Annotated in this window: 17 protein-coding genes; 4 read left to right on the forward strand and 13 right to left on the reverse strand. The window is 71.0% G+C overall.

What is annotated here, in order from left to right; genetic code table 11:
* Positions 1–74: 74 nt before the first annotated feature.
* The 8 genes from P696_RS0115050 to metH form a co-directional block, all read right to left on the reverse strand.
* Positions 75–1,187: an ABC transporter ATP-binding protein gene (locus P696_RS0115050; protein WP_026412991.1), complete on the reverse strand. Its 1,113-nt coding sequence runs from the start codon at positions 1,185–1,187 to the stop codon at positions 75–77.
* Positions 1,188–1,296: 109 nt separating this feature from the next.
* The gene (locus tag P696_RS0115055) at positions 1,297–2,388 is read right to left on the reverse strand and encodes an ABC transporter ATP-binding protein (protein ID WP_026412992.1); all 1,092 of its coding nucleotides are present in this window, start codon (positions 2,386–2,388) and stop codon (positions 1,297–1,299) included.
* A complete protein-coding gene (locus tag P696_RS0115060; protein ID WP_026412993.1) occupies positions 2,388–3,401 on the reverse strand; it encodes an ABC transporter permease in 1,014 nt (337 codons plus the stop codon). The genes P696_RS0115055 and P696_RS0115060 overlap by 1 nt, the downstream gene beginning before the upstream one ends.
* Positions 3,402–3,504: 103 nt before the next feature.
* Positions 3,505–5,274 carry an ABC transporter substrate-binding protein gene (locus P696_RS0115065; protein WP_026412994.1) on the reverse strand — a complete coding sequence of 590 codons (1,770 nt, stop codon included), beginning with the start codon at positions 5,272–5,274 and terminating at the stop codon, positions 3,505–3,507.
* 39 nt (positions 5,275–5,313) lie between these two features.
* Positions 5,314–6,309, reverse strand: a complete 996-nt coding sequence (locus P696_RS0115070; RefSeq protein WP_026412995.1) for an ABC transporter permease — start codon at positions 6,307–6,309, stop codon at positions 5,314–5,316.
* Positions 6,310–6,815: 506 nt separating this feature from the next.
* Positions 6,816–7,247 carry a hypothetical protein gene (locus tag P696_RS0115075; protein WP_026412996.1) on the reverse strand — a complete coding sequence of 144 codons (432 nt, stop codon included), beginning with the start codon at positions 7,245–7,247 and terminating at the stop codon, positions 6,816–6,818.
* 295 nt (positions 7,248–7,542) lie between these two features.
* A complete protein-coding gene (locus P696_RS0115080) occupies positions 7,543–8,208 on the reverse strand; it encodes an HAD family hydrolase (protein ID WP_026412997.1) in 666 nt (221 codons plus the stop codon).
* Positions 8,209–8,349: 141 nt separating this feature from the next.
* A complete protein-coding gene (gene metH / locus P696_RS0115085; RefSeq protein WP_034485001.1) occupies positions 8,350–11,832 on the reverse strand; it encodes a methionine synthase in 3,483 nt (1,160 codons plus the stop codon).
* Positions 11,833–12,045: 213 nt separating this feature from the next.
* Between metH and P696_RS0115090 the strand changes: the two genes are divergently transcribed.
* The 3 genes from P696_RS0115090 (at position 12,046) to P696_RS45635 (ending at position 14,634) form a co-directional block, all read left to right on the forward strand.
* Positions 12,046–12,504: a universal stress protein gene (locus tag P696_RS0115090; protein ID WP_026412999.1), complete on the forward strand. Its 459-nt coding sequence runs from the start codon at positions 12,046–12,048 to the stop codon at positions 12,502–12,504.
* A 181-nt stretch (positions 12,505–12,685) separates the two neighbouring features.
* On the forward strand, positions 12,686–13,528 hold the full coding sequence (locus tag P696_RS0115095) for a PAC2 family protein (RefSeq protein ID WP_026413000.1): 843 nt from the start codon (positions 12,686–12,688) through the stop codon (positions 13,526–13,528).
* Between the two features lie 272 nt (positions 13,529–13,800).
* Positions 13,801–14,634, forward strand: a complete 834-nt coding sequence (locus P696_RS45635) for an oxygenase MpaB family protein (protein ID WP_064744030.1) — start codon at positions 13,801–13,803, stop codon at positions 14,632–14,634.
* Between the two features lie 71 nt (positions 14,635–14,705).
* Here P696_RS45635 and mshC read toward each other — a convergent pair whose 3' ends face one another.
* The gene (gene mshC / locus P696_RS0115105) at positions 14,706–15,947 is read right to left on the reverse strand and encodes a cysteine--1-D-myo-inosityl 2-amino-2-deoxy-alpha-D-glucopyranoside ligase (RefSeq protein ID WP_026413001.1); all 1,242 of its coding nucleotides are present in this window, start codon (positions 15,945–15,947) and stop codon (positions 14,706–14,708) included.
* Between the two features lie 110 nt (positions 15,948–16,057).
* Between mshC and P696_RS45640 the strand changes: the two genes are divergently transcribed.
* Entirely contained in the window at positions 16,058–17,005 is a 948-nt protein-coding gene (locus tag P696_RS45640) for an alpha/beta hydrolase (protein WP_157429719.1), read from the forward strand.
* A gap of 37 nt (positions 17,006–17,042) precedes the next feature.
* Here the strand turns inward: P696_RS45640 and P696_RS0115115 are convergent, their stop codons facing one another.
* Genes P696_RS0115115 through P696_RS45645 form a run of 4 tightly spaced genes read right to left on the reverse strand, consistent with a single transcriptional unit; the run spans position 17,043 to position 21,273 of the window.
* Positions 17,043–17,987, reverse strand: a complete 945-nt coding sequence (locus P696_RS0115115; protein ID WP_026413002.1) for an ABC transporter permease — start codon at positions 17,985–17,987, stop codon at positions 17,043–17,045.
* 3 nt (positions 17,988–17,990) lie between these two features.
* The gene (locus P696_RS0115120; RefSeq protein WP_034485004.1) at positions 17,991–18,956 is read right to left on the reverse strand and encodes an ABC transporter permease; all 966 of its coding nucleotides are present in this window, start codon (positions 18,954–18,956) and stop codon (positions 17,991–17,993) included.
* A complete protein-coding gene (locus tag P696_RS0115125; RefSeq protein WP_026413004.1) occupies positions 18,953–20,035 on the reverse strand; it encodes an ABC transporter ATP-binding protein in 1,083 nt (360 codons plus the stop codon). The genes P696_RS0115120 and P696_RS0115125 overlap by 4 nt, the downstream gene beginning before the upstream one ends.
* A complete protein-coding gene (locus P696_RS45645) occupies positions 20,032–21,273 on the reverse strand; it encodes an ABC transporter ATP-binding protein (RefSeq protein WP_245627670.1) in 1,242 nt (413 codons plus the stop codon). The genes P696_RS0115125 and P696_RS45645 overlap by 4 nt, the downstream gene beginning before the upstream one ends.
* Between the last annotated feature and the right edge of the window lie 117 nt (positions 21,274–21,390).

The following is a 21,390-nucleotide window of genomic DNA, read 5'->3' on the forward strand; positions in this document are numbered from 1 at the left end:
CGCGGGTGGCGCCTGCCGTGTCCGCGGGCGGTGCGGGACGGGACGAGCTCCCGGTCGTCCCGTCCCGCGGACCGTCAGTCGACCTCCGGGGAGACCACGGCGGCCTTGGCGACCACGTCGGTCTCCGACACCGTGGTGTTCTCCGGGAAGTGGCACGCCGTCATGTGGCCGGGCGACAGCTCGACCAGCGGCGGCTCGACCTGCTTGCAGATGTCCTGCGCCTTCCAGCAGCGGGTGTGGAAGCGGCAGGCGGGCGGCGGGTCGAGGGGGCTCGGCACGTCGCCCTGCAGCCGGATCCGCTCCCGTCCCTCGCGCTGGGCGGGGTCGGGGATCGGCACGGCCGACAGCAGCGCGTTGGTGTAGGGGTGCATGGGACGCTCGTACAGGTCGTCCCGGTCGGCGATCTCGACCAGCTTGCCGAGGTACATGACCGCGACCCGGTCGGAGATGTGCCGGACGACCGACAGGTCGTGCGCGATCACCACGTAGGTGAGGTCGAGCTCGTCCTGGAGGTCCTCCAGCAGGTTCACGACCTGCGCCTGCACCGACACGTCCAGCGCCGACACCGGCTCGTCCGCGACGATCAGCTTCGGCTTGAGCGCCAGCGTCCGGGCGATGCCGATGCGCTGCCGCTGGCCGCCGGAGAACTCGTGCGGGTACCGGTTGTAGTGCTCGGGGTTGAGCCCGACCAGCTCCAGCAGGTCCTGCACGGCCTTCTTGACGCCGTTCTCGGTCTCGATGTTCTGCAGCCGGAACGGGGCCCCGACGATCGCGCCGACCGTCTTGCGCGGGTTCAGCGACGAGTACGGGTCCTGGAAGATCATCTGGATGTCCCGCCGGAGCGGGCGCATCTTGCCCTGGGAGTACTTGGTGATGTCGTGGCCCTCGAAGGTGATCTTCCCCGAGGTGGAGTCCAGCAACTTCATGATCATCCGGCCGGTGGTGGTCTTGCCACAACCGGACTCCCCCACCAGGCCGAGCGTCTCGCCCTTGCGGACCGAGAAGCTCACCCCGTCGACCGCCTTGACGGTGGCGACCTGCCGGCGCAGCAGCCCGGCGGTCACCGGGAAGTGCTTGCGCAGGTCGGTCACTTCGAGCAGGGGCTCGCCCGTCCGGACGGCCTTGACGGCGACGTCCGGCTCGGTCGCGGCGTCCCCGGCGCCCGCTGGGCTCTGCGATGTGCTCACGATGTCTCCGCGATCTTGCTAGGGGGGAGCGGGTCCCCCGGGTGTGCGCCGGTCTCGACGGGCAGGGCACGCCGGGCCGGTCCGGCTCCGGCGTGCGCCACGCGCGCGGTCACAGCTTCGGCCGGATCTCGTCGGTGAAGATCTCCCGCCGCCGGTCCGCCCCCAGGTGGCAGGCCACCATGTGTCCCGGAGCGGTCTCCCGCAGGTCCGGCCGCTCGGTGGTGCTGAGCCCGCCGGTCTGGTCCGCGTAGGGGCAGCGCGGGTTGAACGCGCACCCCGACGGCAGGTTGATCAGGCTGGGCGGAGATCCCGGGATCGGCTGGAGCCGCTCGCTGCGGCCCCGGTCCAGACGCGGCATCGACCCGAGCAGACCCCAGGTGTAGGGGTGCTCCGGCTCGTGGAACACCTCGTTCGCGGTGCCCCGCTCGATGCACCGGCCGCCGTACATGACCAGCACGTCGTCGCTCAGCTCCGCGGTCACACCCAGGTCGTGGGTGATCATGATGATCGCGGAGTTGAACTCCTGCTGCAGGTCCCGGATCAGGTCCAGGATCTGCGCCTGCACCGTCACGTCGAGCGCGGTGGTCGGCTCGTCGGCGATCAGCAGTTCCGGGTCGCAGGACAGCGCCATCGCGATCATCGCGCGCTGCCGCATGCCGCCGGAGAACTGGTGCGGGTAGTCGTCCACCCGCTGGTCCGGCTTCGGGATGCCGACGCGGCCGAGCATGTCGATCGCGTGCTTGCGTGCGACCTTCTTCGACACGTCGTGGTGTACCCGGTACGCCTCGATGATCTGCGCGCCGACGGTGTAGAAGGGGTGCATCGCCGACAGCGGATCCTGGAAGATCATCGCCATGTTCCGGCCGCGCAGCTTCCGGACCTGCTCCTCCGACGCCGACACCAGCTCGGTGCCGTCCAGCCAGATCTCGCCCGAGACCTTGGCGTTGCGGCGGTTGTGCAGGCCGAGGATGCCGAGGCTGGTCACCGACTTGCCGGAACCCGACTCGCCCACGATGCCGAGGGTCTTGCCGCGCTCCAGCTTGAACGACAGCCCGTCGACGGACTTGACCAGGCCGTCGTCGGTCGGGAAGTGGATCTTGAGGTCGCGCAGCTCCAGGAAGGCCGAGGACGGCGCGGAACCCGCCGCGACCTCCGCCGGCCCTCCGTTCAGGGTCTCCGCGGGACGCTTGGCGTCACTCATCAGCCCAGCCTCACTCTCGGGTCGATGACCGCGTACAGCAGGTCCACGATCAGGTTCGCCACCACGATGAACAGCGCGGCGACCAGGGTCACGCCGAGCACCACGGGCAGGTCGTTGCCGGTGATGCCGTCGATGGACAGCTGCCCGAGCCCGGCGATGCCGAAGGTGTGCTCGGTCAGCACCGCGCCGCCGAGCAGCAGGCCGAGGTCCATGCCGAAGATCGTGAGGATGGGGGTCAGGGTCGACCGCAGCGCGTGCTTGGTGATGACCGTCCGCTCCGGCAGGCCCTTGGCGCGCGCGGTGCGGATGTAGTCCTCACCGAGCGTCTCCAGCATGCCGGCGCGGGTGAGCCGCGCGTAGGTGGCCGCGTAGAGGAACGCCAGCGTGATCCACGGGAGGATCAGCGACTGGAACCATGTCCCGGGATTCTGCGAGAACGGCACGTAACTGCCGCCGCCCGGTAGCAGGTCGAGCTTGTAGGAGAAGATCGCCAGGGCGAGCAGGCCGGTGAAGTAGATCGGCAGCGACACGCCGCCGAGCGCGACGATCATCGCCGCGCGGTCCCACACGCTGCCTCGCTTGAGCGCCGACAGGACACCGACCGAGACGCCCGAGATCAACCAGATCACCGCGGCGCCCGCGGCGAGCGACAGGGTCGCCGGCGCGCGGTCCTCAAGCTGCGGGAGGACGGCCTGGTTGTTCTTGAACGAGTAGCCGAAGCAGGGCGAGGAGCAGTGCTCCACGGACGGACCGTTGTTGAAGTCCTGCCCGATGACAACGCCCTTGACCCACTTGCCGTACTGCACCCAGATCGGCTTGTCCAGGTTGAGCCGGTGCTTGGTCTGTGCGATCGCCTCCGCGGTGGGGGCCTTGCCGACGAAGGAGGCGGCGAGCTGGTCGTTGCTCTGACCGGCGATCTTCGGGATGCCGAAGAAGATGCCGAACACCACCATGCTGACGATCACCAGCATGAGGACGGCCCCGATGACGCGTCTGATGAGATATGCGAACACAATGCGCGGCACCGCCCGCCGACCGGGTTGACCGGTGGGTCAACCCCGGTCGGCGGGCGTCGCCTTCACCTGCCTTCAGGAACTTCGAGTAGCGGGGCCGCTACTACTTCTTGACACCCAGGTTCAGGTAGTCGTACATGCCGCCGTAGCCCTGGCTGATGCCGACGTTGGCGAGGTTCGACGGACGGTAGAGCAGAGCCTTGGCGTAGATGATCGGGATGTCGACCGCGTCGTCCATCGCCATCTGGTCGATCTGGCCGTAGATCTTCGCGCGGGCGTCCTTGTCGGTGTTCCCGATCGCGTCGTCGAAGGCCTTGTTGATCGCCGGGTTGTCCTCCTCGGGCAGGTTGTTGCCGCCGGAGGGCTTGATGGCCCGGCCGTCGAGGATCTGCGAGAGGAAGCCGTAGCCGGTGGGCCAGTCGGCGGACCACGCCATCAGCATGATGCCGACGCCGTTCTTGTGCACGAACTCGGGGGCGCCGACGTACTTGTTGAAGTAGTCACCGGCCGGGTACTGCACGATGTCGGTCTGGATGCCGACCTGCTTCAGACCCTGCTGCATGGCCTGGGCCATGGCGATCTCCTTGGGACGGTCGGACCGTCCGGCGATCTTGGTCTTGAAGCCGTTCGGCTGGCCGCACTGCTGCAGCTCCGACTTGGCGGCCTGCAGGGTCTTGTCGTCGAGACCGCCACCCTGCTTGTAGGTCTGCGGGTACTTGTCGAACTTCTGGTACCCGACGATGCCCGGGGGCAGGATGGTCGTGGCGACGTCACCGCCGGCCAGCGGGCCGCCGTAGGCGGACTGCATGGCGACCTTGTCGGTGGCGTACTGCACGGCGCGGCGGCAGTGGACGTTGTCCAGCGGCTTGACGTGAAGGTTCAGCGACGCGAACCGCAGGTAGCCCTGCAGCGGGTTGTCGGTGTTGGCCTTCTTGGTCTGGTCGGTCAGCAGCTTGCCCTGCGTACCGGCCTGGACGCCCACACCCGCGGCGTCGACGTCGAGCGAACCGGCCAGGAGGCGGTTGTCGATGTCGTCACCGGACTGCTTGAGCTGCAGGGTGATCTTGTCCGGCAGCGCCTTGCGGATCGGGTCGGTGCTCTTGTCCCAGTTGGGGTTGCGGGACAGGATCATCGACTTGCCGCGCTCGTACGAGTCGACCTTGTACGGGCCGGACGAGGCCATCTTCTGCTCGTACTTGAGGCCCGTGTCCCGGGCCTGCGGCACCGGGATCGACTGCGCCATCGCGACCAGGTAGTCGAACTCCGCGAACGGCTTCGCCAGCTTGAACGTGATGGTGTTGTCGTCCGGGGTCTCGATGGACTTCAGGCCCTCGGGGCTCTTGTCCTTGTACGGACCCTTGTAGGGCGTGCTGTTGTCCTGGAGGTAGGCCTTGAAGTACTTCGGGCCCAGCTGGAGCTCGTCGGAGAAGTTCGAGCGCTCGACCGCGTACTTGACGTCCTTGGACGTCACCGGCGTGCCGTCGTCGTACTTCACCCCCGAACGCAGCTTGTAGGTCCAGGTCTTGCCGTTGTCCGGCGTCTGCCCCGGGCCCTCGGCCAGGTCGGGGATGACCTGGTTGCTGTCCGGTCCGGCCGACGGCTTGAACGTCAGCAGGCCACGGCCGTACAGGCGGACGAAGTTCTGCGACCAGGCGTAGTAGGTGTTGCCCGGGTCCGGCGAGTCGAAGTCGTCGGAAATCGCGAGGCGGAGTTCGCCGCCCTTCGTGTCCGACGCGTTGATGACCTTGTCGACGGCCGCGTTGTACCCGGCGCCCTTAGTGCCGCCGCCCGAGTCGCCGCCGCCACAGGCTGCGAGACCGGAGGTGGCGACCAGGCCGACAGCGACTGCCGCGAGTGGTCTGATCTTCTTCATGTGCAGGCGCACCCCTTCACTTGAGGGTAAAACCCGGTGTCACTTAGCCCGGGGGTCGAGAGCGTCCCGGAGCCCGTCACCAAGAAGGTTGAAGGCCAGGACGGTGATGAAGATGGCCATGCCGGGCACGACCATGAACCATGGGTCCGCGGAGTAGATCGGCACCGCCAGCGACAGCGTCGCGCCCCAGGACGGGGTCGGCGGGTTGATGCCGACGCCGAGGAACGACAGCGCCGCCTCGAACAGGATGTTGGTCGGGATCAGCAGGGTCGAGTAGACCAGGATCGGCGCGACCAGGTTCGGCAGCAGCTCCTTGAACAGGATGTAGCCCGGCTTGGCGCCCATGCTGCGCGCCGCGTCCACGAACTCCCGCTCGCGCAGCGACAGCGTCTGCCCGCGGATGATGCGGCCGATGTACGGCCAGTTGAAGAAGCCGATCACGAAGATCAGCACCCCGATGCGCAGGTTGTTGCCCTCCATGCCGAACGCCGAGCCGGTGCCGACGACGCCGACCAGGGCGATCGCGAACAGCAGCAGCGGGAAGGCGAGGAAGACGTCCATCGTCCGGCTGATGAGGGTGTCGACCCAGCCGCCGAAGAAACCGGCGGTGATGCCCATGATCGTCCCGATGACCACCGAGAGGACGGTGGCCAGGAACGCCACGAGCAGCGAGATCCGTGCCCCGTGCACGGTTCGGGAGAGCATGTCGCGTCCGCTGCCCGGCTCGACGCCGAGCCAGTGGTCGGCGCTGATGCCCGAGTGCCAGATGCCGCCCTTGGGGCGGTTGTACGTCGGGTCGACCAGGTTCTGGTGGTAGGCCAGGGGGTCCGCCACCAGGTACGGCCCGACGACGGCGAGCAGGATGAGGAAGACGATGATGACACCGCCCGCCAGTGCAACCTTGTCGCGCTTGAGCCGCATCCAGGCGATCTGCCCGAGAGAACGACCCTGGATCGCCTTGCCTTCGACGCCGGCCAGGACGCTCTCCGGCTGGGCCTCCTGTTGCGCCCCGGTCGCCTCGATCGGTGCGGTCACGCTCCGTACCTCCTACTAATGGGCCACACGCCCGCGGCGTGTGCCGCGTGGCAGCGGAGATCGTCCACTGTTCGTGCCCGTTACACCGCGTTTGCTGGAGGGAAAACTAGTGCTTCGGGCACGACTGTCCATCCGTGAAGCCGCCGATGCCAGTACCCGTATCTGACTTGTGATCTCGTCGTCATCTAGGGCACACGTGAGATGGACAACACATCGGACGAAAGTGCCCAGATCGTACGATTCTCGGCACGGGGGGAAGCAAGCGGAACACGGCTCCGACCGGCAAGCTTTATCGGACCGAGTCCGTTCTGAGATGAATCGTCCGCGGTCTGGGCCCTTGGAACGTGAAAACGGCGGACCGCGGCCTCCGAGGGGCCACGTTCCGCCGTGAACACGCCGGTCACACCGACAACGCCCGTCACATCCGGCGTCCGCGCCGGATCATCGCGCGGGGGCGGGCGCCCGGGGGCGTCCGGAGCGGGCCGGGCCCGCCCCGCGCGGTCCGGCTACTTGATCCCGCGATTGCGGAGGATGTCCTCGATCTCGGCGAGGTCGGGGTCGGCCGCGGTCGGCGCGGCGCCCCCGACGGCCCCCTTCGGGGCCTTGCCCGCGCCCGCCTGCTTGGTCTTCGGCGCCTTCCGCGCGGCCTTCCCGCCGTCACCCTCGGTGACCGAGCGGCGGCTCAGGGCCGCTCCGGACGCCAGGTACAGGACGATGGCGAGGCCGGCGACCGCCACGCCCGCCCACTTCATCGGACTGAAGACCAGATCGGCGAAGAACGAGGTCACCCCGGTCATCGACGCGGCCAGCGGGATCAGCGACAGAGCCGCTCCCCGCGCGCCGGACGCCGCCCCGCGCCGCCGGTACACCCCCCAGCTGGCGACCAGGCCGACGAGCGTCACCCCCAGGCTGATCGCGAAGATTGCTGCGTCGCTCATGACGGCCCCCAGGCTCGGTCGTGCTGTTCTCGGCTCCCATACTCACACGCGAGGCGCGGGATGAGTCTCCTCCGCTCGAACGGTTTGCCGATGATCACGCCTCCTCCTTTCGCGTGACCCGCCTCCGGGTCCCGTCAGGGTTCCCCCGGGCCACGCCACGGCGTGGCCGACCTGGGCAGGACGGCCTGCTTGACGGCCCCGGCTGACGACACGAGAGCGAGGGGCTGAGAGCGTCGCTCAGCCGTTCGAAGGCTCCCGGACGAACGGAGGGACAAGTTCGGGCGAAAGGCGCGTGTCAGGCGAACAGGGCGCGCAGGAAGGGCACGTCCACGTCGGCGAGGGACGTCACGACCGTCCGGCCCGGGGCCGCGCCGAGCGCGACCACGCCCGGCACCGCGACCGTCCGGCAGCCCGCAGCCTCGGCCGCCGCCAGCCCGCTCGGCGAGTCCTCCAGCACCGCGCAGCGCGCCGGGTCGACGCCGAGCCGCGCGCAGGCCGTCAGGTACGGCTCGGGGTGCGGCTTGGTCCGGGACACCTCGTCCCCGGCCAGGGTCAGGTCGAAGTGGTCGCGGCCGAGGCCGTCCAGTGCGGGCTCGAGCAGCACGCGGTGGCTGGAGGTGACCAGCGCGGTCGGCAGCCCCGCCGCGCGGACCTCGGTGAGCAGCTCCTTCGCGCCGGGAAGCAACGGGACGGCCGTGCGCATCCGCTCGACCATGCCGTCCAGCAGGCGCCGCCCGATCTCCCCGGCCGGGACGCCGGTCCCCGACCGCTCCACCATGTAGGCGGACGCGACCGCCAGGTTCCCCCCGACCAGGTGCTCCTGGTCGGCGTGCGTCCAGACGCCGCCGAGGGACTCCATCACCTCGGTCTCGACCTCGAACCACAACCGCTCGGAGTCGATCAGGGTGCCGTCCATGTCGAACAGCACCGCCTGCGGATCGTCCTGTACGCCCCGTGTCACGCCGCCTGACCTCCTTTGGCCTCGATCGTCCAGGTTAGGTCAGACGGCGCGTCCCGCCGAACCGGCGACGCGGGGCGCCGCGCGGCCGGGTTCGGGGACTGACTCCGGACCCGGGTTCGGGGCCCGGGAAACGCGGCGGGATCAGGTGTTGAAGTACTTCGCCTCGGGGTGGTGGACGACCAGCGCGTCCGCCGACTGCTCGGGGGCGAGCTGGAGCTCCTCCGACAGCGACACCCCGATCCGCTCCGGCTCGAGCAGCCGCACCAGCTTGGTGCGGTCCTCCAGGTCCGGGCAGGCGGCGTAGCCGAAGGAGTAGCGGGCGCCCCGGTAGCCGAGCTTGAAGAAGTCCTCGACGTCGGCCGAGTCGTCCCCGCCGAAGCCCAGCTCCGCGCGGATCCGGGTGTGCCAGTACTCCATCAGCGCCTCGGTGAGCTGCACCGACAGGCCGTGCAGCTCCAGGTAGTCGCGGTAGGCGTTCTTGGCGAACAGCTCCCCGGTCGCCTCGGCGACCTTCGAACCGACCGTGACCAGCTGGAACGCGGCCACGTCGGTCTCCCCCGACTCGCGGGAGCGGAAGAAGTCGGCCAGGCACAGGTGCCGGTCGCGGCGCTGGCGCGGGAAGGTGAACCGCTCCAGGTCCGAGCCGTCCTCGCCGAGGATGACCAGGTCGTCGCCCTCGGACACGGCCGGGTAGTAGCCGTACACGACGGCGGCCTCGATCAGGCCCTCGGTCTGGATCCGGTCGAGCCACATCCGCAGCCGCGGACGGCCCTCGGTCTCGACGAGCTCCTCGTAGGACGGCCCGTCCCCGCCGCGCGCGGGCTTCAGGCCCCACTGGCCCATGAAGGTGGCGCGCTCGTCCAGGAACGCCGCGTAGTCGGCCAGCGCGATGCCCTTGACGATGCGGTCTCCGAGGAACGGCGCCTTCGGCAGGACGTTGTCGGCGGCGACGTCGGAGCGGGCGGGCATGTCCTGCGGCTCGGTGACCTTGAGCGTCGCGCCGCCCTTGCGCACCCGGCGCTCGCGCAGCGGCGGCAGGGTCGCGCCGTCCACGCCGCGCTTGACCGCCATGAACGCGTCCATGAGCCGCAGCCCCTCGAACGCGTCGCGAGCGTAGCGGACCTGGCCGTCGAACAGGTCGGCGAGGTCCTGTTCGACGTAGGCGCGGGTGAGGGCCGCGCCGCCGAGCAGCACGGGCCAGTTCTCGGCCAGGCCCCGGCTGTTCAGCTCCTCCAGGTTCTCCTTCATGATCACCGTGGACTTCACCAGCAGGCCGGACATGCCGATCACGTCGGCGCGGTTCTCGCGCGCGGCGTCGAGGATCGCCGACATCGGCTGCTTGATGCCGATGTTCACGACCTCGTAGCCGTTGTTGGACAGGATGATGTCCACGAGGTTCTTGCCGATGTCGTGGACGTCGCCCTTGACCGTCGCGAGGACGATGCGGCCCTTGCCGCCGTCGCCCTCGAGCTTCTCCATGTGCGGCTCGAGGTAGGCGACCGCGGTCTTCATGACCTCGGCCGACTGCAGGACGAACGGCAGCTGCATCTGGCCGGAGCCGAACAGCTCGCCGACGGTCTTCATGCCGTCCAGCAGGACGTCGTTGACGATCTCCAGGGCGGGCCGCTGGGTGAGCGCCTCGTCCAGGTCGGCGTTCAGGCCGTCCAGCTCGCCGTCGACGATCCGGCGCTTGAGCCGCTCCCACAGCGGCAGCGCGATCAGCTCGGCGGCGCGGTCGGCCTTCATCGCGGCCGTGTCGACGCCCTCGAACAGCTCCATGAACCGGTGCAGCGGGTCGTAGCCGTCGCCGCGCCGGTCGTAGACCATGTCGAGCGCGACCTTGCGCTGCTCCTCCGGGATCCGGTTCATCGGCAGGATCTTGGAGGCGTGCACGATCGCCGAGTCGAGCCCGGCGTCCGCGCACTCGTTCAGGAAGACCGAGTTCAGCACGATGCGGGCGGCCGGGTTCAGGCCGAACGACACGTTCGACAGGCCGAGGGTGGTCTGCACGTCCGGGTAGCGGCGCTTCAGCTCGCGGATCGCGTCGATCGTCTCGACCGCGTCCCGGCGGGACTCCTCCTGCCCGGTGCCGATCGTGAAGGTCAGGGCGTCGATGATGATGTCGCCGACGTCCATCCCCCACCGCGAGGTCAGGTACTCGATCAGCCGGGCGGCGATCTCGACCTTCTTGTCGGCCGTGCGGGCCTGGCCCTGCTCGTCGATGGTGAGGGCGACGACGCCCGCGCCGTGCTCCTTGACGGCGGGCATCAGCCGCGCCATGCGGGAGTCGGGGCCGTCGCCGTCCTCGAAGTTCACCGAGTTGATCACGGCGCGGCCGCCGATCATCTCCAGCCCGGCGATGATCACGTCGACCTCGGTCGAGTCGAGCACGATCGGCAGGGTGGAGGCGGTGGCGAACCGGAACGCCAGCTCCTTCATGTCCGCGACGCCGTCCCGGCCGACGTAGTCGACGCACAGGTCGAGCATGTGCGCGCCGTCCCGGGCCTGGTCGCGGGCGATCTTCACGCAGTCGTCCCAGCGGCGGTCCAGCATCGCCTCGCGGAACGCCTTGGAGCCGTTGGCGTTGGTGCGCTCGCCGATCGCCAGGTAGGAGGTGTCCTGCCGGAACGGGACGTGCTGGTACAGCGACGCCGCGCCCGCCTCGTGCCGGGGGCGGCGCGCGGCGACCTCGCGCCCGCGGACCCGCTCGACGACCCTCGCCAGGTGCTCGGGGGTGGTGCCGCAGCAGCCGCCGACCAGCGACAGCCCGAACTCGCGGGTGAAGGTGTCATGCGCGTCGGCCAGCTCGCCCGGGGTCAGCGGGTAGCGGGCGCCGTCGGAGGTCAGCTCGGGCAGGCCCGCGTTCGGCATGCAGCTCAGCCCGATCCGCGCGTGGCGGGCCAGGTAGCGCAGGTGCTCGCTCATCTCGGCGGGGCCGGTGGCGCAGTTCAGGCCGATCAGGTCCAGGCCCATCGGCTCGAGCGCGGTGAGCGCCGCGCCGATCTCCGAGCCCATGAGCATCGCGCCGTTCTGCTCGATCGTGACCTGGCCGATCAGGACGGTGTCCTCGCCGGCGGCGTCGATGGCGCGGCGGGCGCCGATCAGCGCGGCCTTCGCCTGCAGCAGGTCCTGGCAGGTCTCGACGAGGATGGCGTGCGCGCCGCCCCGGATGAGCCCCTCGGCGTTCAGCTGGTAGGCGTCGCGCAGCTCGGCGAACGGCACGTGCCCGAGGGTCGGCAGCTTGGTGCCGGGGCCGACCGAGCCGATCACCCAGCGCGGACGGTCCGGGGTGCTGAACTCGTCGGCGACCTCGCGGGCCAGGCGGGCGCCCGCCTCGGCCAGCTCGAAGATCCGGTCGGTGATGTCGTACTCGCCGAGGTTGCCGAGGTTGGCGCCGAAGGTGTTGGTCTCGACGCAGTCGACGCCCGCCTCGAAGTAGGCGCGGTGCACCGACCGGACGATGTCGGGGCGGGTCACGTTCAGGATCTCGTTACAGCCCTCGTGCCCCTGGAAGTCGTCCAGCGTGGGGCCGGCGTCCTGCAGCATCGTCCCCATGCCCCCGTCGGCCACGACGACGCGTTCTTTCAGGGCCTGGCGGAGCGAAGCGGCGGTGGGAGTGCTCATGGGGACCAACCCTATCGGGCCGGACACCGGTGCCCGTCGTCCGTCCCCGTGACGGATGGGCGATCGGAACGCTAACGTTCGGCCAGTGTCTACCAACGGGTAACGCGCCCGGACGCCCCGCGCGCCCGCCCGGGACCGAGCAGCACAGACCGACCGGCACGATACGACCGCCGCGGGTGGCACGCGCCCCGGCGACGACAGCAGGGAGCGGCCGTGAGCGCCTACCGGACCATCCTCGTCGGGACCGACGGGTCGGACACCTCGTTCCGCGCGGTCGACCGCGCCGCCGCGCTCGCCGCCGCCACCGGCGCGACGCTGCTGCTCGCGACCGCCTACACCCCCATGCCCGAGCGGGAGCGGCTGTCGGCCGCCGACCAACTCGGCGACCTGGCCTACAAGGTGCAGGGCTCCACCCCCGCCGACGACGCGCTACGGGCCGCCCGCGAGCGCGCCGTCGCCCAGGGGGCCACCGACATCGACCAGGTCGCGCTGGAGGGCGACGCGGTCGACGTGATCTCCCGGGTCGCCCGCGACCGCAAGGCCGACCTGGTCGTCGTCGGCAACCGCGGCCTCAACAGCCTCGCCGGGCGGATCCTCGGCTCGGTCCCGGCGAACCTGTCGCACCGCTCCCCCGTGGACGTGCTGATCGTGCACACCACCGACGGGAAGTGACCCGATCGTGACACGGCCGGGCCCGCCGGACGACCCCCGGCGAGGTCTGGGGCGGCGAGGGGTGGGGTAGTTCTGGGACAGGACGTAGGCTGACAGCCACCGATCATGAGCGGGGCCCCCGAACCCCGGGAATGGACGGTCCCCCGGTGACGCTGTACAGGGCGTCGGAAGGAGGCAGCGCGTGATCGAGCTTGAAGGCGTTCCGGACCTCGTCGATCCGGTCGTCGTGGCCGCCTTTGAAGGCTGGAACGACGCCGGGGAGGCGGCCAGCGGGGTGATCACCCATCTGGAGAGCGTCTGGGACGCGACGCCGATCGCCGAACTCGACCCCGACGACTACTACGACTTCCAGGTCACCCGCCCGATGGTGGAGATGATCGACGGTGAGACCCGCGGCATCACCTGGCCCACCACCCGGATCTCCCGGGCCCGCCTCCCGTCCGGACGCGACGTCGTGCTGATCCACGGCATCGAGCCGAACATGCGGTGGCGGTCGTTCTGCCGCGAGATCGTCGACAAGATCCACGAGCTGGGGGCGCAGGAGGTGGTGCTGCTCGGCGCGTTGCTGGCCGACGCCCCGCACACCCGTCCCGTCCCGGTGACCGGCGCCGCGAACGACACGGCGATGGTCACCGACCTCGATCTGGAGCCCGCGCGCTACGAGGGTCCGACCGGCATCCTCGGCGTGCTCCAGGACGCCTGCGCCAAGGCCGAGCTGCCGACGGTGTCGCTGTGGGCGGCGGTGCCGCACTACGTGGCGCAGCCGCCGTCCCCGAAGGCGACGCTCGCGCTGCTCCGCCGCGTCGAGGACCTGCTGGACGTCGCCGTCCCGCTGGGTGAGCTGCCCGAGGAGGCGCGCGCCTGGGAGAACGGGGTGAACGAGCTCGCCGAGGAGGACTCCGAGGTCGCCGAGTACGTCCGGACGCTCGAGGAGCAGAAGGACGCGACCGAGCTGCCCGAGGCGAGCGGCGACGCGATCGCCCGCGAGTTCGAGCGGTACCTGCGGAGGCGCGACGCGGGCTGACCCCCGCGCGGCGCTCGCGCCGAGCAGGACGACGCTCGCGGAAAGCACACCGAGGCCCCTGCCGACCACCGGTCGGCAGGGGCTTCCGGTTTCTCCCTGCCGAGAGCCGCCCTCCTGGCGGAGCGCACGTGAACGCCCGGCGATGACCCGCGTACCCGCGGTGGGGGCTTGCGGGACGGGACCGACGTGCGCAAGCATTCACTTACCGGACGTCCGGTCCCCGCGCTCCCTCCCCGGACGGCCGAATCCGCCTCCGGTGCAAGGAGTCCCCCGTGACCTCCCCGGCCCCCGCCGCCGTCCGCGACCGGGACGCGCTGCGGCTGCTCGCCGCCGAACCCGCCGTGATGCTCGCCGCGGGCCGCGCGCTGCTCCTCCAGGTCGCCCACCCCAAGATCGCGCAGGGCGTGGCCGACCACAGCGACCTGCGGGAACGCCCCCTCGACCGGCTGTTCGGCACGCTGGACTTCCTCACCGTCGTCGCGTTCGGCACCAGCGAGGAGGCCGCCCGGCTCGGCCACGGCCTGCGCCGCCTGCACGACCGGATCACCGGGCCCGGCTACTCCGGCAACGACCCCGACCTGCAGGTGTGGGTGAACGCCACCCTCACCGACGCCGCCCTGTACGTGTACGAGGAGATCCTCCGCTCCCCCAGCGGCGACCTCGGCGCGGCCTACGTCGACCAGGCCCGGTACGTCGCCGAGGTGCTCGGCTGCCCGCCGGAGGCGCAGCCCGCCGACCGCGAGGAGTTCCGCCGCTACTTCGCCACGGCGGTCGCCTCGCTCGAGGTCACCGACACCGGACGCGAGGTCATGCGGACCGTCCTGTGGTCGCGCAAACTCCGCTGGCTCGGGCCCGCCCTGTGGTTCAACCGGTTCGTCACCACCGGGCTGCTGCCCGAACCCGTCCGCGTCCAGTACGGCCTGCCCTGGGGGCCCCGCCGCGACCGCTGCCTGTGGATCCTGCTGCGGACCGGCGCGTTCTCCTACCGGCTCGTCCCCGGACGGCTCCGCCGCGCCGGCGTCCCCCTCATCCTCTGGCGCTCCCGCCAACGCCTCGCCCGCAAGGCCCGGAAAGCCGCGCAGGCGAAGCAGGCACGCACCGCGTGACACACACGGCATGACGCGGACGGCATGGGAAAAGCCCCGTCCGGGGCGGGCGGGGCTTGTTCGTGAACGTCCTACAGCGCGACGCCCAGGAGCGCGTCGGCGATGGCGCGGATCTGGGCGGGGGCCTCGGTGTCGTCGCCCGTGCCGGTGAGGGCCGCGTCGGCCCAGGCGTCGATGGCGGCGAGCGCGCCCGGCGCGTCCAGGTCGTCGCCCAGCCGCTCCCGGACGGTCTCCAGCACGCCCACGGCGGACGGCCCGGCGGGCGCGGCCACCGCGGCGCGCCAGCGCGTCAGCCGCGTGTCCGCGGCGTGGAGCCGGTCGTCCTTCCACTCCCAGTCGGAGCGGTAGTGGTGCGCGAGCAGCGCCAGCCGGATCGCCATCGGGTCGGCGCCGCCGCGCCGCAGCTTCGACACGAACACCAGGTTCCCGCGCGACTTGGACATCTTCTCGCCGTCCAGGCCGACCATGCCCGCGTGCACGTAGGCGCGGGCGTGCGGGCGCTCGGCCGTCGCGACCTGCGCGTGCGCCGCGCCCATCTCGTGGTGCGGGAACGCCAGGTCCGAGCCGCCGCCCTCGACGTCGAAGGCCATGCCGAGGTGCTCGATGGAGATCGCCGAGCACTCGATGTGCCAGCCGGGGCGGCCCTTGCCGAACGGCGAGTCCCAGCCCGGCTCGCCCGGACGCTGCGCCAGCCAGACCAGCGCGTCCAGCGGGTCGCGCTTGCCCGGACGGTCCGGGTCGCCGCCGCGCTCGGCGAACAGGGACAGCATCTGGTCCCGGTCCAGGCGGCTGACCTCGCCGAAGGACGGGTCGGAGGCGATGGGGAAGTACAGGTCGCCGTCGACCTCGTACACCGCGTCGCGGGCCCGCAGCTCCTCGATCATCTTCACCACGAGCGGGATCGCCTCGACCGCGCCGACGTACTGGTCCGGCGGCAGGACCCGCAGGGCGGTCATGTCCTCGCGGAAGAGTTCGATCTCCCGGTCGGCCAGTTCGCGCCAGCTCAGGCCGTCCCGCTCCGCGCGTTCCAGCAGCGGATCGTCGACGTCGGTGGCATTCTGCACGTAGTGGACCCGGCGGCCCTGGTCCCGCCACACGCGGTTCACCAGGTCGAACGCGAGATAGGTGTTGGCGTGGCCCAGGTGCGTGGCGTCGTAGGGGGTGATCCCGCACACGTACATCCGCGCGGTCGGCCCGGGATCGGTGGGCCGCGTCTCCCCGGTGCCGGTGTCATGCAGCCGCAGCGGTCCGGCCGCGCCGGCCAGGCCGAGTTCGGGGAGACTGGGGACTTCTGGAGCGGGCCACGATCGCATGATTGAACCTTATCCGTGCGCTCCCGATAGCTTGACACCGAGATCACCCCGACCGTCCCCCCTTGTCCCCGCAACCCCCCGAACGGGTGGAACGGAGTCCGACCGAGTCCATGGCACGCCATCGCAAGTCGTCTGAGCGTCGCGGGCTGCCCCGCGCGGCGCACGGCGGCCTCGCCGTCCTGGCCGCGCTGCTGCTCACCGCCACGATCGTGGTCGGCGTCGGCCGCGTCCGGCACGGCCTGGCCACCGGCGGGCACGACGCCGGGTCCGCCGAGCCGCCGCCCGCCCTGCCCGCGCACGTCGGCGCCTCCACCTCCAAGGTGCGGCTGCCCGGCGAGAGGACCGCGCGTGATCTCGTGGTGTACCGGCCGAACGTCCCGGACTCCTCCCGGCTGCCGGTGGTGTACTTCCTGCACGGCGTGCCCGGCGACCCCGCGACGCTGGTGGACGACGGCCTGGTCGACGAGCTGAAGAAGTACCTCGCCAAGGGCGGCCAGCCGTTCGTCCTGGCCGTCCCGGACGGCAACGGCGACCGCCACGACGACACCGAGTGGGCCGACGCCGCCGACGGGTCCGACCGGGTCGAGACGCGGCTGCTGAAGGCCGTCATCCCCGCCGTGGAGGGCGACCGCCCGCGCGACGCCCGGCACCGCGCGATCGCCGGGTTCTCCATGGGCGGGTTCGGCGCGCTGAACCTCGGGCTGCGGCACCCCGACCTGTTCGGGCAGATCGTGTCGCTCGCCGGGTACTACGGCGTGGACGACCCGGACCACATGTTCGGCGGACGCGAGGACGTCGAGGCCGCCAACAGCCCCGACCGGCATCTGGACGCCGCCAAGCAGGTCCGGATCTTCATGGCCGTCGGGCAGGACGACGGGAACCCCGTGGTCGAGGGCAGTTCCCAGCAGTTCAAGCGGCTCCTGGACGCCGCCCGTGTCCCGGCGACGCTGCAGGTGCTGCCCGGCGAGCACGACTGGGACTTCGTCACCCGCGCCCTGCCCGCCGGGTTCGACTTCCTCCGGCAGGGCTGGGCGGCGAACGCCGGGACCGGCCGCTGAACCCGCGCCGTCCGGCCCCGGGCCCAGGGGTCAGGGGTCAGGCGAGCCGGACGCGCGGGTCCAGGAACGAGTAGCCGATGTCCACGATCAGGTTCGCGACGACCACGAACAGCGTCACCATCAGCGTCACCCCGATGATCACCGGGGTGTCGCCGAGGTTGATCGACTGGTACACCAGCTGCCCGACGCCCTGCAGGCCGAACACACGCTCGATCACGATCGTCGAGCCGATCAGCGCGCCGATGTCGATGCCGAACTGCGTCACGACCGGCGTCAGCGCCGACCGCAGGCCGTGCCGGTAGATCACGCGGCGCTCCGAGATGCCCTTCGACCGCGCGGTCCGGATGTAGTCCTCGCCCAGCACGTCCAGCATCGACCCGCGCGTCAGCCGCGTGTAGGTGGCGACCATCAGGAACGCCAGGCCGATCCACGGCAGGATCATCCGCTGGAAGAAGTGCTCCTGCAGCGGCGGGCCCGCCTCGAAGTAGTGCACGCCCAGCTCCCCCAGCTTGGTGGAGAAGACGTACAGCAGCACCAGCGCCATCACGAACGACGGCAGTGACAGCCCGATCAGCACGGTCCCCGTGATGATCCGGTCGGCGCCCGACCGCGGGTGCGTCGCCGAGTACACGCCGGACGCGACGCCGCCGATGAACCAGATCACCCCGGCGCCCGCGACCAGCCACAGCGTCGTCGGCAGCCGGTTGGCGATGATGGACGCGACCGACGTGCCGTTCAGGTACGACTGGCCGAGGTCGCCCTTCAGCAGGTGCCCGAGCCAGGAGAAGTACTGCACGAGCACCGGCTTGTCGAGGCCGAGGTTCCGGCGGATCTGCTCCAGGGTCTCGGTGGACGCGCGGGGCCCGCCGATCGTCCGCTCGACCGACGTCGGCGACAGGTGCAGGAAGACGAACACCAGCGTCGACACCAGCCACAGCACCAGGACCGCGTACAGCAGGCGGCGGATGACGTAACGGAGCATGGGTCACTTCCCCCCGGACTGCCGGTCCGCGCGCGGGTCCATCGCGTCCCGGATCGCGTCGCCGAGCAGGTTGAACGACAACGTGGTCAGCAGCAGCAGGACGGCCGGGACGACCAGCAGCCACCAGGCGGTCTGGAACACCTCGCTGCCCTCGCCGAGCATCGCGCCCCAGCTCGGCATCGGCGGCCGGACCCCGACGCCGAGGAACGACAGCGTCGACTCGAACACGATCGAGGTCGGGATCAGCAGCGAGGCCAGCACCGTGATCTGCGCGACCAGGTTCGGCAGGACGTCCACGATCATGATCCGCCCGCGGCCCGCGCCCAGGGACCGGGCCGCCTCGATGAACTCCTTCTGCTTGATCGACATGACCTGGCCGCGGATGATCCGGCCCGTCGCGGCGAACGAGAAGAACGCGATCACCGCGATCGTCATCGTCAGGCTCCCCGCGACCGACTGCACCTGGAACGTCACCGCCAGCGTGATCGCGATCAGCAGGTACGGCAGCGCGAGGGTGATGTCCATGACCCGGGCCAGGAACCCGTCGGTCCAGCCACCGACGTACCCGGCGAGCGTCCCGACCAGGACGCCGACGATCGAGGCGACCGCAGCGGCGGCGATGCCGACCAGCAGCGAGATCCGCGCCCCGTAGGCCGCGCGGACCAGCACGTCCCGGCCGAGCTGGTCGGCGCCGAGCCAGAAGTCCTTGGACGGCCCGACCGGCTGGCCGTTGACGTCCAGGCCGGTCTTGGGGAACGTCGCCGAGTACGGGTGGTCCGTCCAGGACGCCCACAGCGGCGCCAGCACCGCGAACACCACGATCAGCACCAGGATCACCAGGAACGTCAGCGCGACCTTGTCGTCGCGGAAGCGGGCCCACGCCAGTTGCAGCGGTGAGCGGCCCCGGACCCGCCGCTCCGCCACGTCCGTCGGGACGATCTCGGGTTCGAGTTCGGACAGGCTGCTCACGGGGTCGCCTCCGGCAGGTCCGGTTCGGTGGAGACCTGGGCGATCCCGGCGTGCTCGCGCGCCAGGTGCTCGCCGCGCTCCACCGGGAAGTGGCAGGCGGTCAGGTGGTCGGCCGGGTCGCCCTCGCGGACGACCAGCTCCGGGTCGTCGGTGACGCAGCGGTCCTGCGCCTTCGGGCAGCGCGGATGGAACCGGCAGCCGGACGGCGGGTCGATCGGGGACGGCACGTCCCCGGTCAGCACGATCCGCTCGGCGCGCTCGGCCTCGTCCGGGTCGGCGATCGACGCCGCCGACAGCAGCGCCGCCGCGTACGGGTGCCGCGGGCCGCCGTACAGCTCGGCCTCGGCGGCGTTCTCCACGACCCGGCCGAGGTACATGACCGCGACCCGGTCCGACACGTACCGGACGACCGACAGGTCGTGCGCGATGAACACGTAGGTCAGGCCCAGCTCGTTCTGCAGGTCCTTCAGCAGGTTGATGACCTGCGCCTGGATCGACACGTCCAGCGCCGACACCGGCTCGTCGCAGATGATCAGCTTGGGCTTGAGGGCGAGCGCGCGGGCGATCCCGATGCGCTGCCGCTGCCCGCCGGAGAACTCGGCGGGGAACCGGTTGTAGTGCTCGGGGTTCAGCCCGACGAGCTCCATCAGCTCCTGGACGCGGCTCTTGCGCTCGGCGCCGTCCGCGAGGCCGTGGATCGCGAACGGGTCGCCGATGATCGAGCCGACGCGGCGGCGCGGGTTCAGCGACCCGTACGGGTCCTGGAAGATCATCTGGACGTCGCGGCGGAACGCCTTCAGGCCCGCGCTCGACATCCGGGTGACGTCGGTCCCCTCGAACGTGATCCGGCCCCGGGTGACCGGGTGCAGCGCCGCCAGGCAGCGCGCGAGCGTCGACTTGCCGCAGCCGGACTCGCCGACGATGCCGAGGGTCTCCCCCCGCCGGACGGTCAGGTCCACGCCGTCCACCGCGTGGACGCGCGCGATCTCCTTCTTGAAGACGATGCCCTGCCGGATCGGGAAGTGCTTGAACACGCCCTCCGCCGACACGAGCACGTCGTTCCCGCCGGTCCGTGTCACCCTGTCCCCCCGTCCGGCGCTCCGCCCGGCCCCTTCGGCTTCGGCTTCGGCTCCTGCGTTCCCGCCCCCGTGTCCGGGCCTTCGGGCCCCTTGCCCGTGTCCGGGCCCTGGGCTTGCGGACCGGTGTCCGGGCGGCCGGTGTCCGGCTTGCCGGCGGAATCGGGCGGCTCGGGGGGCTTGGCGCCCTTGCCCTTGCGTCCGGCCTCGGCGGCGGCGAGACGGCGGGCCTGGGCCTCCTCGCCGAGGCCGACGGCGTCGTGCGGGAGCCAGCAGGCCGACGCGTGGGAGGGATCGTGGCCGTCCGCGCCCGGCGGCGGCCCGGCCGGGTCGAGGGTGGGCTCGTCGACGCGGCAGCGGTCCATCACGAACTCGCAGCGGGGGTGGAAGACGCAGCCGGTCGGCAGGTTGATCAGGCTCGGCGGCTGGCCGGGGATCGGCCGCAGCCGGTCGCCGCCGCCCGCCGCCGTCGGCACCGACCGCAGCAGGCCCATCGTGTACGGGTGGTGGGCCCGGTAGTACAGGGTGCGGCGCTCGGCCCGCTCGGCGGGCTTGCCGCCGTACATGACCAGCACGTCGTCGGCCATGTCGGCGATCACCCCGAGGTCGTGGGTGATCATGATGAGCGCGGTGTCGAACTCGGCCTGGAGCCGCCGCATCAGGTCCAGGATCTGCGCCTGGACGGTCGCGTCGAGCGCGGTGGTCGGCTCGTCGGCGATGATCAGCTTGGGGTTCAGCGCGAGCGCCATCGCGATCATCACGCGCTGCCGCATGCCGCCGGAGAACTGGTGCGGGTAGTCGTCCACCCGCCTGTCCGGTTTCGGGATGCCGACCAGGCCGAGCATCTCCACGGCGCGCTTGCGGGCCTGGTCCCTGGAGATCTTCCGGTCGTGCGCGCGGATCATCTCCTCGATCTGCCAGCCGACCTTGTAGAGCGGGTGGAGGCTGGACAGCGGGTCCTGGAAGATCATCGCGATCTCGGCGCCGCGCAGCTCGCGCATCCGGTCGTCGCTGACGGTGAGCAGGTCCTGGCCCTCGAACAGCGCGGTGCCGGACACCTTCGCGCCGGGGGTCAGCCGCATCAGCGTCTGGGTCGACACGCTCTTGCCGGACCCCGACTCCCCGACGATGCCGAGGGTGCTGCCGCGGTCCACCGAGAACGACATCCCGCGCACGGCGTGGACCTCGCCGTCGGCGGTGTGGAAGGAGACCTGGAGGTCGGTCACCTCGAGAAGACTCATCGACGCCCCTTCGCGCCCGTGCCGCGCCCGACCGGACCGGACCCGCCGCGCCCGGGCGGCCCTCGCCGTCCGGGCGGGCCGCCGAGCCCGCGTCCCGGCCGGGCCCCGCGCGGCGCG

This window comes from Actinomadura oligospora ATCC 43269, assembly GCF_000518265.1.
In the GTDB taxonomy this organism is placed as follows: domain Bacteria; phylum Actinomycetota; class Actinomycetes; order Streptosporangiales; family Streptosporangiaceae; genus Spirillospora; species Spirillospora oligospora.